Raw genomic sequence first — 13452 nt, 5'->3', positions numbered from 1 at the left:
AGGCACCGCGCCGCCGCACCGCTCGCTGGCACCGCTCGCTGCCAAAGAAAAAGGCCGGCTTGCGCCGGCCTTTTTCCTGCCCGTTGTGTGCTGCTTCAGGCGACTTTCGCGCTCGAAGCCGCGGCCGGCGCCGGGGCGCTCTGTACCGGCTGGTGCGCCAGATGATGCTCGCGCGCCGCCTTGACGAAGCCCTCGAACAGCGGGTGCCCGTCACGCGGCGTCGAGGTGAACTCCGGGTGGAACTGGCAGCCGACGAAGAACGGATGGTTGGGCAGCTCGACCATCTCGACCAGTTCGTTCTCGGCCGACTCGGCGACGAGTTCCATGCCGTTCTCGATCAGCACCGGCTTGTAGTTGTTGTTGAACTCGTAGCGGTGGCGGTGACGCTCGCGGATGATCTCGGCGTTGTACATCGCGCGCGACTTGCTGCCGGCGCGCAGGCGGCAGGCCTGCGAGCCGAGGCGCATCGTGCCGCCCTTGTCCGAGCGCTCGTCGCGCAGCTGCGTGTGGCCGGTCTCGTCCTGCCACTCGGTGATCAGGCCGATCACCGGGTCCGGCGTCTTCGGATCGAATTCGGTCGAATGCGCGCGCGGCAGGCCGCAGACATTGCGCGCGTACTCGATGACCGCGACCTGCATGCCGAGGCAGATGCCGAGATACGGGATCTTGTTCTCACGCGCGAAACGCGCCGCCATGATCTTGCCCTCGACGCCGCGCTCGCCGAAGCCGCCGGGCACGAGGATCGCATCCATGCCCTGCAGGATGCGCGCGCTCTGCGTCTCGACCGCTTCCGATTCGATATAGCGGATCTTCACGCGCGTGCCGGTGTGCAGGCCGGCATGCGCGAGCGCCTCGTTCAGCGACTTGTAGGCGTCGGCGAGATCGACGTACTTGCCGACCATCGCCACCTGCACTTCCATGTCCGCCTTCTGGCGCGCGTCGACGACGCGCTCCCAGGCCGACAGATCGGCCGGCCGCGCATCGAGGCCGAAGTGATCGACGACGATCTGATCGAGATTCTGCTGGTGCAGCCAGCCGGGAATCTTGTAGATGTCGTCCATGTCGATCGCTGCGATCACGGACTGGTACGGCACGTTGGTGAACAGCGAGATCTTGCGCCGCTCGGCATCCGGAATCGGCCGTTCGGTGCGGCAGATCAGCACGTCCGGCTGGATGCCGATGCCGCGCAGTTCCTTGACCGAGTGCTGCGTCGGCTTGGTCTTCAGCTCGCCGGACGCCTTCACGTACGGCAGCAGCGTCAGGTGCAGGAACATCGAGTCCTTGCGACCGAGCTCGACCGCCATCTGGCGGATCGCTTCGAGAAACGGCAACGACTCGATGTCGCCGACCGTGCCGCCGATCTCGACCATGCAGATGTCGGCGCCGGCGGCGCCGCGGCGGATCGCCGCCTGGATCTCGTCGGTGATGTGCGGGATCACCTGCACCGTCTTGCCCAGGTAATCACCGCGGCGCTCCTTGTCGAGCACGTTGCGGTAGATCTGGCCGGTGGTGACGTTCGAATAGCGCGTGGTCTTGCCACGCAGGAAGCGTTCGTAGTGACCGAGGTCGAGGTCGGTTTCGGCGCCGTCTTCGGTGACGAACACTTCGCCATGCTGGAACGGGCTCATGGTCCCTGCATCGACATTGATGTAGGGATCGAGCTTGATCATGCTGACCTTGAGTCCGCGCGACTCGAGGACGGCACCCAGCGAAGCGGCAGAAATGCCTTTACCGAGCGAGGACACCACGCCCCCGGTCACAAATACAAATCGCGTCTGATGCGGCGCGTCGGGCATGGGAGTTTAGAAGCGGTGGGTTTCTGCAATTTTACGCCGCGGACGGCGCCCACTCAACGCGGGTGAGTGCCCAACGCCGTGCAAACGCTCTCGACGGCGGCCCCCGGCAGCGCGGTTTCCCATTGCGGATCAAGGCCTAGCGTGACCGCGCGCGCGCTGCGCCAGTAGCCGGCGACGGCGATCAGCTCGTCGCCTTCGTACAGCAGCGGCATGCGTTCGCGCACCCAGGGCGGCAGCCCCGCCGCCTGGCACAGCTGCTTGAGCGTGCGCGTATGCGCGTCGCCGGCCGGCCTGAGCCGCTCGCCGCCGCGCGCGAAGCGCAGCCGCAACGCGATCGCCGGCGCCCGTGCGAGCCGCAGCCGGCCGAGGCCGGCCGGCAGCGCGACGGAGCGCCGGCGCAGCGGCCAGGGCCGCTCGCCATCCGGCGGCGGCGGCAGCGGATCGAGCCAGTAGAGTCGATCGCGGTAGCGGCGCAGCTCGCCGTGCTCGTGGCGCAAGCGCGGCTGCGCGTCCATGCGCGCGCGCAGCACCTCGCGTTCGAGGTGCGCGAGCCGCAGCTCCGACGGCGCCGGCCAGCCGCGCGCGATCCAGGCGTGGTACAGGGCGTTGCGGCGGCGCAGCGCCGGCAGCGCCAGCAGGCCGGTGACCGAGCAGCCGTCGCCGACGCGCACGCGCGCCAGATCGAGCTCGGCGAGTTCGGCCGCCAGCGTCTCGGCCTCGGCCGCCCGCGCGGCGAGCCGGGCCAGGCTCGGCAGCGCCTGCGGCCAGTGCCGGAGCAGCCGCGGCACGATCTCGCGGCGCAGGTAAGAACGCGCGTAGCGCGGATCGGCGTTGTGCGGATCGTCGATCCACGCCAGCCTCTGCGCTTCGGCATAACGGCGCAGCTCGTCGCGGCCGCGATCGAGCAGCGGGCGCCACAGCCGCGCCGGACCGAACGGTGCGAGCACCGGCATCGCTGCCAGGCCGGCGATGCCGGTGCCGCGCAGCGCCCGCAGCAGCACGGTCTCGGCCTGATCGTCGCGGTGATGTGCGGTGACGAGCAGATCGCCGGGGCGCAGCAGCTCGCCGAACGCGGCGTAGCGCGCCGCGCGCGCCGCCGCCTCGGGCCCCTCGCCGCGGGCGGCGACGACCCGTACGCGGCACACGCGCAGGGGCACGCCGAGCGTGCGGCAGGTGCGCCGCGCCGCGCGCGCCCAGTCGTCGGCGGCGTCCTGCAGGCCATGATGAACATGCACCGCGCGCAGGTTCGGCACGCCCTGCGCGTGCAGCGCGTGCAGCAGTACCGTCGAATCGAGTCCGCCGCTGTATGCGACCCAGACACGGGCGCGCGGCGCGAGCGCGGGAAGGTCAAGCTTCACGGCGCGCGCCCGCCGCCGGTCGGCGGCACCGGCGATGCCCCAGTGGCAGCCGCGAGCGCAAGCGGACGCGCGGCAACGCGCATCGCCGTGCGGGCGTCGCGGCGCGCGGCGCGGACGTGCGCCCGGCGTGCGCGGTGTGCGCGGTGTGCGCGGCGCGCCGGTTTCACATCGTCAGTGGAGGGTTTCGTAGGAACCGTACGACATCAGCCGCTGGTAGCGCGCCGCCATCAGCTGCGTCATCGGCGTGTGGCGCAGACGTTCGAGGTTGGCGATCAGCTTCTGGCGGATCGTCGTCATCATTGCCGCCGGATCGCGGTGTGCGCCGCCGAGCGGTTCCGGCACGATTTCGTCGATCAGCTTGTGCTCGAACAGATCCGGCGCGGTGATGCGCATCGCCTCGGCGGCTTCCGGGGCACGGCCGGCGTCCTTGAACAGGATCGACGCGCAGCCTTCCGGCGAGATCACCGAGTAGATGCTGTACTGGAGCATCATGATGTGGTCGGCGACGCCGATCGCCAGCGCGCCGCCCGAGCCGCCCTCGCCGATCACCGTCGCCAGCACCGGCGTGCGCAGCTTCGACAGCTCGAACAGGTTGCGCGCGATCGCCTCGGACTGGTTGCGCTCCTCGGCGCCGATGCCCGGGTAGGCGCCCGGCGTGTCGATGAAGGTCAGGATCGGCAGGTTGAACTTCTCGGCGAGCTTCATCAGGCGCAGCGCCTTGCGATAGCCCTCCGGCTTGGGCATGCCGAAGTTGCGGTAGACGCGCTCCTTGGCGTCGCGGCCCTTCTGCTGACCGAGCACGACGACGGCGCGCCCTTCCAGGCGGGCGACGCCGCCGACGATGCTCGGGTCGTCGGCGAAGTGACGGTCGCCGTGCAGCTCATCCCATTCCGTGAACAGGTTCTTGACGTAGTCGAGCGCGTACGGGCGCTGCGGATGGCGCGCCAGCTGCGCGACCTGCCAGGGCGTCAGCTTGGCGAACACGTTCTCGGTGAGCTGGCGGCTCTTGACCTCGAGGCGCGCAATCTCCTCGGTCAGGTTGACGCCGCTGCCGGTCGTCGCAAAGCGCAGCTCCTCGATCTTCTGCTGCAATTCGGCGATCGGCTGTTCGAAGTCCAGATAATTCAGGTTCATCGTCTCTCGTCCTGCGGCCCGCGCCCCGGCGCCGGCTCCTGTCGTTTCGCACCACGCGCAGCCCGGCGGGCCGCAAACCCTATTCGTCGTCGAAGCTGCCGCCGCCGGCCGAGGCGAAACGCCGTTCCGGGATCGGCGGCTGGAAGCGCTTGTACTGAACTTTAACGCAATCGGCGCCGAGCGACTGTTGCAGCGCGACGACCGTGTCGTCGTTGAGGCGCAGCTTCCAGTCGGCGCCGAATTCGAGCTCGCAGGCCGCGCTGGTGCCGCGATAACGGATGCCCACCGTGGTCTGCCCGTCGCGCAGCGGCGTCAGGCGCTTGCGCAGCGCCAGCACCTCGCTTGGCGGACGCCGCCAGTCGAGCAGCAGGCGCGTCGCGTAATCGCGCAGCACGTCGTCGAGCGACAGGAATTCCGGCGCGTACAGGCGCGGCTCCGGATCGCGGCCTTCGCGGGCCGGCGACAGACCGATCTCGGCGATCGCGAAGACCAGCTGGTCCGGTTTCACGAACGGCGCGTACTTCGACCACTTGTCGGCATCGATCCAGGTCGCCAGCTGCGAGGAGCGGTCCTCGAGCGTCAGCTTGTAGCTGGCACCGCCGCGGCCGTCGCCCTTGAAGAAGCGCAGATCGCGCACCCAGGCGGCGAACATCAGCTTGGTGCGCGGCTGCCAGATCGGCTTGCCCTTGGCATCGACCGGCTGCGGCACGGCGTGCTGCTGGATCAGCTCGTGCAGGCGGCCGCTGCAGACCTGCTCGACGATCTCGCCGTAGGCCTCGATCGGATGGCCGGACAGATAGAAGCCGAGCGTCTCGCGCTCGCGCGCCAGCAGTTCGCGCTGCGACCAGTCGGTCTCCAGATCCGGCTCGACCTGGCGCTCCTGCTTGGCGGCGCCGCCGCCGAGCCCGAACAGGTCGTTCTGCCCGGAATCGGCGCTGGCCGCCGCCGCCTCGGCCAGCTGCAGCGCTTTCGGCAGCGTCTTCATCAGCGACGGCCGGTTCAGGCCGAAGCCATCCATCGCCCCCGAGCAGATCAGCGCCTCGAGTACGCGTTTGTTGGCCTTCTTGGTATCGACGCGCTTGCAGAAATCGAACAGATCCTTGAACGGTCCGTTCTGCTCGCGCTCGGCGATGATGCCCTCCAGCGCCGCCTCGCCGGCGCCCTTGATCGCGCCCAGGCCGTAGCGGATCGCGCCGGGCCCCGGCACGGTGAAGCGGAAGTAGCTGGTGTTGACGTCCGGCGGCAGCATCGTCAGGCCCATGCGCAGGCACTCCTCGCGCATGGTGACGATCGTGTCGGTGTGCTGCATTTCGCAGGACAGCACCGCCGCCATGAACTCGGCCGGATAGTGCGTCTTCAGCCACGCGGTCTGGTACGAGACCAGCGCGTAGGCGGCGGCGTGCGACTTGTTGAAGCCGTAGTTCGCGAACTTGTCCATCAGGTCGAAGACCTGCGTGGCGATTTCCGCATCGACGCCGCGTCCGATCGCGCCCGAGGTGAAGACCTCGCGCTGCTTATCCATCTCGGCCTTGATCTTCTTGCCCATCGCGCGACGCAGGAGATCGGCGCCGCCGAGCGTGTAGCCGGCCAGGCGCTGCGACATCTGCATCACCTGCTCCTGATAGACGAAGATACCGTAGGTCGGCTGCAGCACGACTTCCATGTCCGGATGCAGATAGGTGACCGGCGCGTCGCCGCGCTTGCGCGCGCAGTACTCGGGAATCAGCTCCATCGGACCCGGACGGTACAGCGAGACGAGCGCGATGATGTCCTCGAAGGTGTCCGGCCTGAGGTCCTTCGAGGCGCGCTGCATGCCCGGGGATTCCATCTGGAACACCGCGGTCGTATCGCCGCTCGCGTACAGCGCATAGGTCTCGGCATCGTCGATCGGCAGCTTGAGCACTTCGATGCTGCGCCCCGAGCTCTTCTCGATGTTGACGACCGCCTCCTGGATCACCGTCAGCGTCTTCAGGCCGAGGAAGTCGAACTTCACCAGGCCGGCCGACTCCAGGTCCTTCATGTCGAACTGCGTGCGCATGCCGGCGCCGCCGGCTTCGCAGTACATCGGCGTGTAGTCGCTCAAGGGCTGCGGAGCGATGACGACGCCGCCGGCGTGCACGCCGACGCCGCGCGTCACGCCCTCGAGCGCGAGGCCCATGTCGATGACGGCGCGCGTGTCCTCTTCGGCGTCGTAGCGCTGCTTGAGTTCCGGCACCGAATCGAGCGCGTCGACCAGCGTCGCGCCGGGCGTGCCGGGAATCAGCTTGGCGATCGAATCGGCGAAGCCGTAGCCGTGGCCCATCACGCGCGCGACGTCGCGGATCACGCCGCGCGCCGCCATCGTCGCGTAAGTGATGATCTGGCCGACGCGCTCGCGGCCGTACTTGTGCGTGACGTACTCGATCACGCGGTCGCGGTTGTCCATGCAGAAGTCGACGTCGAAGTCCGGCATCGACACGCGCTCCGGATTGAGGAAGCGCTCGAACAGCAGGTTGTACGGCAGCGGATCGAGGTCGGTGATCTTGATCGCGTAAGCGACCAGCGAACCGGCGCCCGAACCGCGACCCGGGCCGACCGGGCAGCCGTGCGTCTTCGCCCACTCGATGAAGTCGGAGACCACCAGGAAGTAGCCGGCGAAGCCCATCTTTTCGATGATGCCGAGCTCGTAGTCGAGCCGCTTCCAGTACTCCGCCTCCGGCGCCGCGAGCGTGATCATCGCGAAGCGCTCGCGCAGGCCCTCCTCGGCGCGATGACGCAGCCAGGAGTTGGTGTCGTAGCCGTCCGGCACCGGGAAGTTCGGCAGGTGGTACGGCGGCGCGAACTTCAGCGTCAGCGAGCAGCGCCGCGCGATCTCCACCGAATTCGCCAGCGCCTCGGGGATGTCAGCGAACAGCGCCGCCATCTCGTCGGCCGACTTCAGGTACTGCTCTTCGCTGTAGTCGCGCGGCCGCTTCGGATCGTTGAGCACGCGGCCCTGGGCGATGCAGACGCGCGCCTCGTGCGAATCGAATTCCTCGCGCGTCAGGAAGCGCACGTCGTTGGTCGCGACCAGCGGCACCTGCTCGTGCCGCGACAGCGCGACCGCGGCGTCGACCCATTCGTCGTCGCCGGTGCGTCCGCAACGCGAGATTTCCAGATACAGGCGCTGCGGGAACAGAGCCTGCAGCTCGGCCAGCGCCTCGCGCGCGGCCGCGACATTGTCCGCCAGCGCGGCACGGAAGATCGCGCCATCGCGGCCGGACATCGCGATCAGTCCGCCGGCGTATTCGCGCAGCCAGGCGCGCGTCACCAGCGGCGAGCCCTTGCCCTGCCCGTCCGTGTACGCCAGCGACAGCAGCTTGGCGATGTTGCGGTAGCCGCTATCGTCCTGCACCAGCAGCGTCAGGCGCTCGGGGGCATCGCCGCCGGCCGCGGGCTCCAGCCAGACGTCGCAGCCGATGACCGGCTTGACGCCGGCGCCCTCCGCCGACTTGTAGAACTTCACCATCGCGAACAGATTGTTCTGGTCGGTGATGGCGATCGCCGGAAAGCCCAGCTCGGCGGCCTTCGACACCAGCGTCGCGCCGACGCCGCCGCCCTTGCGCTTCGGCGGCTCGACGCGCACGACGCTGTCGGTCAGCGAGAACTCGGTATGCACGCGCAGGTGCACGAAGCGCACGGCGTCGCCGGTCCCGCTCATGCGCAGACCTCGTCCGGCGGCAGCAGATCCGGCGGCAGGGCGCCCTCGTCCGGCACCGCGCCGAACAGCCCGCGCTGCGCGCAGGGCGCGAAGCTCATGCGATGCAGCGCGCAGACGCCGAGCCGGCGCAGCGCATCCATATGGTCCGGCGTGCCGTAGCCCTTGTGGCGGGCGAAACCGTAGCCGGGATACTCGGCGTCGAGCCGCTGCATCTCGCGGTCGCGGGCGACCTTGGCGAGGATCGACGCCGCCATGATCGGCGCATGGATCGCATCGCCCTCGACGACCGCCTCGGCGCTGAAGTTCCAGACCGGCAGGCGGTTGCCGTCGACCAGGCAGTGCAGCGGCGCCGGCGTGAGGGCCTCGGCGGCCCGGCGCATCGCCAGCATCGAGGCGTGCAGGATGTTGAGGCGGTCGATCTCCTCGATCTCGGCGCGCGCGATCGCGAAAGCGACCGCACGCTCGCGGATGCGATCGAACAAGGCCTCGCGCTCGGCCGGGCTGAGCTTCTTGGAATCGTCGAGGCCACGGATGCCGTGGCGCTGGTCGAGGATCACGGCGGCGGCGTAGACCGGCCCCGCTAGGCAGCCCCGCCCGGCCTCGTCGAGGCCGGCGACGAGCGGCACCCGATAGGAAGCGATGGAGACGCGGCGTGGCATGCGCGGAATTCTAGGCGCTCGCGGCAGCGATGACAGGCTTGACGAAATGGCGAAACCGCGAACGCTCAGGCGCCAAGCAGTCCGGCGACGACCTCGGCGGCCCGCGCCGCGGCGTCGCAGCACAGCGTTGCGCGCACGCGATCGAAAGCGGCGAGCTGGCGCGCGCGCGCGCCGCCCGGCGCCAGCAGCTCGATGACGGCGGCGGCGAGCCGCTCCGGCGTGGCGTCGTCCTGCAACAGCTCCGGCACCGGCGCCTCGTCGGCGAGCAGGTTCGGCAGGCTGACGTACCGGGTCTTCAGCAGGCCCGCCTTCAGCAGCAGCCAGGCGGTGAGCGGCGAGCCGCGATACGAGACGACCATCGGCCGGCCGAGCAGCAGGCATTCGAGCGTCGCCGTGCCGGAGGCGATCAGCACCGCGTCGGCCGCCTGCATCGCCTCGCGCGACTGGCCGTCGAGCAGGGTCCAGGCCAAGCCGGCGGCGTGCGCGGCGATCGCCGCTTCCATCGGTGCGCGCAGCGCCGGCTTGGCGAGCGGCGTCACGAAGCGCACGCCGGGCACCTGCGCGGCGATCAGGCGCGCGGCGCGCGCGAACGGCTCGGCCAGATACTTCAGCTCCGAACCGCGGCTGCCCGGCAGCACGGCGATGACCGGGCCGCCGGCCGGCAGGCCGAGCCCGGCACGCGCCTGCGCCGTCGTCACCGAGGCGTCCAGCTGGTCGGCGAGCGGATGGCCGATGTAGTCGGCGGAAACCCCGCGCGCGGCGTAGAACGCCGGCTCGAACGGAAACAGGCAGAGGATGCGCTCGACCGCGCGGGCAATGGTCTTGACGCGGCCGGCGCGCCAGGCCCAGACGGTCGGGCTGACGACGTGCACGGTGCGGATGCCGCGCTCGCGCAAACGCCGCTCGACGCCGAGATTGAAGTCCGGCGCGTCGATGCCGATCAGCACGTCGGGCCGATCGGCCGACAGGCGCCGGATCAGCGCGCGGCGCAGGCGCAGGATGCGCGGCAGCGCCGGCAGGACCTCGGCGATGCCCATCACCGACAGCTGCTCGATCGAGGCGATCGGCTCGACACCGGCGGCCTGCATGCGCGGCCCGGCGACGCCATAGAAGTGTGCCGCCGGCAGGCGCGCGCGCAGCGCCGTCACCAGCGCCGCGCCGAGCAGGTCGCCGGACATCTCGCCGGCGACCAGGGCGATCTTCGGTGCGGCCATCAGGACGGGCGCGCGCCGCTCACGGCGCCGGCGCGGCGGCGTTCTGCGCCTTCCACTGCTTGATCGCGTTGAGCGTGTTGCCGACGTGCTGGCTCGGATCCATCGCGCTGTAGGCGTAGAGGATCTTGCCGTCCGGGGTGACGACGTACGAGATGCGGCTGGCGTAGTTCACCAACGGCAGCTTGGCGTCGTAGGCCTTCATGATCTTGCCGTCGCTGTCGGCGGCGACCGGGAACTTGCCGCCGCATTCGGTCAGCGAGAACTTGTGCAGCGTGTCGATCTCGTCGTTCGACACGCCGATCACCGTCGCGCCGAGCGCCTTGTACTGGTCCATCGCCTCGGCGAACAGATGCGCCTCGACCGTGCAGCCCTTGGTGAAGGCCTTCGGATAGAAGTAGACGACGACCGGCCCCTGCTTGAGCGCCTCGGCCAGCGAGAACGCATAGTCCTTGCCGGCCAGCGAGGCCGGCGCCGAGAAATCCGGCGCACTGGCGCCGACCTGCAGCGCCGCCCAGGCCGGCAGCGCCAGCACCAGCGCCATCACGATCCACAGCCGTTTGATGATCCGCATGACACGCTCCTCGCGAGATTCGCCGACGGTGGCCCTTCAGCGCTGCAGCGCGCGCTTCGAGCCGTTGATGAACGCCAGCATATACGCGACATGCGCCGAAGCGGATGCCATCTGCGCCAGCTCCTGCTTGACCTTGTCCATCGTCTGGCCGGACAGGAAGACCAGCTTGTAGGCGTCCTTGATCGCCGCCACGTCCTCGGCCGCGAAGCCGCGCCGGCGCAGACCCTCGGCGTTGATGCCGCGCGCCTCGGCCGGGTGGCCCTGCACCATGATGAACGGCAGCACGTCGCGGGTAATGACGCTGCCGCCGCCGGTGAAGACGTGATTGCCGATCTGGCAGTACTGGTGGATCAGGGTATAGCCGCCGCAACCGACATAGTCGCCGAGCAGCACGTGGCCGGCGAGCGAGGTGTTGTTGGCGAGGATGTTGTGGCTGCCGACGATGCTGTCATGGCCGATGTGCACCGCCGCCATGATCCAGTTGCGGTCGCCGACTTTCGTCAGGCCGTCCCGCTCCTTCATCGTGCCGCGCTGGATCGTCACGTACTCGCGGATCGTGTTGCCGTCGCCGATCTCGACGCGCGTCGGATCGTCCGGCTTGGCGGTCATGTCCTGCGAGATCTCGCCGAGCGAGGCGAACTGGAAGATCTTGTTGCCGCGGCCGATCGTCATCGGCCCGCGCAGCACTACATGCGGGCCGATCCAGGTGTCGGCGCCGACCGTCACGCCGGGACCGATGATGCTGTACGGGCCGACCTCGACCGTCTCGTGCAGTTCGGCCTTCGGATCGACGATCGCGGTCGGATGGATACGCGCCGTCATGCCGCCGACCCTTCGGTGTCGTAGCTCACCGTGCGCAGCACGCAGATCAGATCCGCCTCGCTGGCGAGTTCGTCGCCGACCGTTGCGCGCGTGTGGAATTTCCAGATGTCGCGCTTGTTCTTCTCGAGCTCGACGTGGAAGGTCAGCGTATCGCCGGGGATCACCGGGCGCTTGAAACGGCAGTTGTCGATGCCGGCGAAGTACAGCACCAGGCCATCCTTGGCACGCAGTCCGGAGCGGTGAATCGCCAGCAGCCCGCTGGCCTGCGCCAGCGCCTCGATCTGCAGCACGCCCGGCATCGTCGGCAGCCCCGGGAAGTGGCCCGGGAAGAACGGCTCGTTGTAGGTGACGTTCTTGATCGCCGTCAGCGTCATCTTCTCCTCGTCGATCGCGATCACGCGGTCGACGAGCAGGAACGGATAGCGGTGCGGCAACAGCTTGAGGATTTCGCAGATATCAAAGGATGTCGTTGTTGTCGTCATCGTCCTGTGTTCCGGCGGTGATACGAAGATGTCGCTCCAGCGCCTTCAGGCGATCCTCGAAGCGGCCGAGGCGCCGCACCCGCGCCACGGTCTTGCGCCACTCGCGGGCGTCGTCGAGCGGCAGGCCGGAGCCGTACACGCCGCGCTGGCGGATCGAGTTCGTGACCATAGCCCGGCCAAGGACGATCACGTCGTCGGCAATTTCGATGTGGCCGTTGATGCCCACGGCGCCGCCAATCATACAGCGGCTGCCAACCCGGGTACTGCCGGCGATACCGGTGTGCGCGGCGATCGCGGTGTGCGCGCCGATGCGGCAGTTGTGGGCGATCTGGATCAGGTTGTCGAGACGCACGCCGTTCTCGATCACGGTGTCGTCGATCGCGCCGCGGTCGATGCAGGTATTGGCGCCGATCTCGACGTCGTCGCCGACGATCAGGCTGCCGAGCTGCGGCACTTCCTCCCAACCCTTCGGCCCGCGCGCGTTGCCGAAGCCGCGCGAGCCGAGCACCGCACCCGGATGGATCTGGCAGCGCGCGCCGACGCGCACGCGCGGACCGACCCAGACGCGCGCCACCAGGCGCGTGCCGTCGCCGAGCACGGCCTCGCGGCCGACGATGCAGCCGGGGCCGACGTAGACGCCGGCGCCGAGCCGCGCGCCGGCCTCGATCACCGCGCCGGCACCGACGTGGCAGCCGTCGCCGAGCACGACGTCGGCCGCGAGCGCCGCCGCCGGATGCACGCCGGGCTCGAAATCGCGGTCCGGATCGAACAGCACGGCGATGCGCGCGTAGGCCAGATACGGATCCGGCGCGATCAGACCGGCCGTGACCAGCGCGTCGGCGTCGCGCGGATGGACGATGACGACGGCCGCCGCAGTCGAGGCCAGCTCGCCGCGCAGCTTGGGATTCGACAGGAAGCTCAGGCAGCCGGGCTTGCCGGGCGACAGGCCGCAGACGCCGGACACCGCCGTCGCCGGATCGCCGCGTAGCGCCAGGCCGAAGCGCTGCGCCAGTTCTTCGAGAGTGAATGTGGCCATGAGGGAATCGGGCTCGTGGGGAGTGCGAAGCTTACGCATCCGCCCGGGGGGCGCAAACGGCGACGGCCTGCGCAAGGCAGGCCGTCGCGGAACCGCCACGGACCGGCGCCGTGCGGGCGCCGATGCGAGAAACTTTACTTGCCGGCGGCCGGAGCAGCCTGCAGGCGCTTGAGCACGTCGTCGGTGACGTCGACTTCCGGCTTGGCGTAAACCGGATTCTCGACGATCAGGTCGAGGTTCTTCTCGCGCGCGACGGCGTCGATCACGTTCTTCACCTGACCCATCGCCTTGGCGAACGATTCCTGGCGCGCCTTGTTGAAGTCTTCCTGCAGCTGACGGCCCTTCGATTCGAGGTCGATGCGGCGCGTCGTCAGGTCCTTCTCCTTCTTGGCGCGGTCGGCCGGCGCCAGCAGATCGGCCTCCTTCTGGAACGCGCGACCGTCATCCTGCAGCTTCTTGGCCTCGGCCTCGAGATCGTTTTGGCGGCGTTCGAACTGCGCCTTGAGCTGGTCCTGCATGGCCTTGAACTGCGGCGCCTTCTCGGCGAGTTCCGCCGAACGCACCGAACCGACCTTGATGTCGGCCAGCGCCGGCAGCGCGGTGACGGCGAGCACAACGCCGGTGACGGCGATCAACTTGCGAATCATGTCTTTCTCTCGTGTCTGTGTTGCAGCGGTGAAACGGGAAATGGCGGAATCCGG

At 69.1% G+C, this 13452-nt stretch carries 11 protein-coding genes; all 11 read right to left on the bottom strand.

All coding sequences use genetic code 11. The features are described from left to right. Window positions 1–95: 95 nt before the first annotated feature. A complete protein-coding gene (pyrG, locus tag K343_RS21435) occupies window positions 96–1796 on the bottom strand; it encodes a CTP synthase (RefSeq protein ID WP_051278066.1) in 1701 nt (566 codons plus the stop codon). A gap of 53 nt (window positions 1797–1849) precedes the next feature. Beyond that, the gene (gene tilS / locus K343_RS21430; RefSeq protein ID WP_051278065.1) at window positions 1850–3154 is read right to left on the bottom strand and encodes a tRNA lysidine(34) synthetase TilS; all 1305 of its coding nucleotides are present in this window, start codon (window positions 3152–3154) and stop codon (window positions 1850–1852) included. Window positions 3155–3325: 171 nt separating this feature from the next. Next, window positions 3326–4288: an acetyl-CoA carboxylase carboxyltransferase subunit alpha gene (locus K343_RS0108300; RefSeq protein ID WP_028007667.1), complete on the bottom strand. Its 963-nt coding sequence runs from the start codon at window positions 4286–4288 to the stop codon at window positions 3326–3328. A gap of 79 nt (window positions 4289–4367) precedes the next feature. After that, entirely contained in the window at window positions 4368–7967 is a 3600-nt protein-coding gene (dnaE, locus tag K343_RS0108295; RefSeq protein WP_028007666.1) for a DNA polymerase III subunit alpha, read from the bottom strand. Further along, window positions 7964–8626, bottom strand: a complete 663-nt coding sequence (gene rnhB / locus K343_RS21425; protein ID WP_051278064.1) for a ribonuclease HII — start codon at window positions 8624–8626, stop codon at window positions 7964–7966. Before rnhB ends, dnaE begins: the two co-directional genes overlap by 4 nt. 65 nt (window positions 8627–8691) lie before the next feature. After that, the gene (gene lpxB, locus K343_RS0108285) at window positions 8692–9840 is read right to left on the bottom strand and encodes a lipid-A-disaccharide synthase (RefSeq protein ID WP_028007665.1); all 1149 of its coding nucleotides are present in this window, start codon (window positions 9838–9840) and stop codon (window positions 8692–8694) included. Window positions 9841–9859: 19 nt separating this feature from the next. Further along, a complete protein-coding gene (locus K343_RS0108280; protein ID WP_154662483.1) occupies window positions 9860–10411 on the bottom strand; it encodes a peroxiredoxin in 552 nt (183 codons plus the stop codon). Between the two features lie 36 nt (window positions 10412–10447). Next, window positions 10448–11233 (bottom strand): acyl-ACP--UDP-N-acetylglucosamine O-acyltransferase, encoded by a 786-nt coding sequence (gene lpxA / locus K343_RS0108275; protein ID WP_028007663.1) that lies wholly within the window; start codon window positions 11231–11233, stop codon window positions 10448–10450. Further along, entirely contained in the window at window positions 11230–11715 is a 486-nt protein-coding gene (fabZ, locus tag K343_RS0108270; protein WP_043112322.1) for a 3-hydroxyacyl-ACP dehydratase FabZ, read from the bottom strand. Before fabZ ends, lpxA begins: the two co-directional genes overlap by 4 nt. Next, the gene (gene lpxD / locus K343_RS21420) at window positions 11690–12751 is read right to left on the bottom strand and encodes a UDP-3-O-(3-hydroxymyristoyl)glucosamine N-acyltransferase (protein ID WP_043112321.1); all 1062 of its coding nucleotides are present in this window, start codon (window positions 12749–12751) and stop codon (window positions 11690–11692) included. The genes fabZ and lpxD overlap by 26 nt, the downstream gene beginning before the upstream one ends. Window positions 12752–12885: 134 nt before the next feature. Then, window positions 12886–13398 carry an OmpH/Skp family outer membrane protein gene (locus K343_RS0108260; protein WP_028007661.1) on the bottom strand — a complete coding sequence of 171 codons (513 nt, stop codon included), beginning with the start codon at window positions 13396–13398 and terminating at the stop codon, window positions 12886–12888. Between the last annotated feature and the right edge of the window lie 54 nt (window positions 13399–13452).

The organism is Solimonas flava DSM 18980 (assembly GCF_000426685.1).
In the GTDB taxonomy this organism is placed as follows: Bacteria; Pseudomonadota; Gammaproteobacteria; order Nevskiales; family Nevskiaceae; genus Solimonas; species Solimonas flava.
The sequence above is the reverse complement of the archived record's forward strand: the minus strand, read 5'-3'. Positions and strand labels throughout refer to the sequence as shown.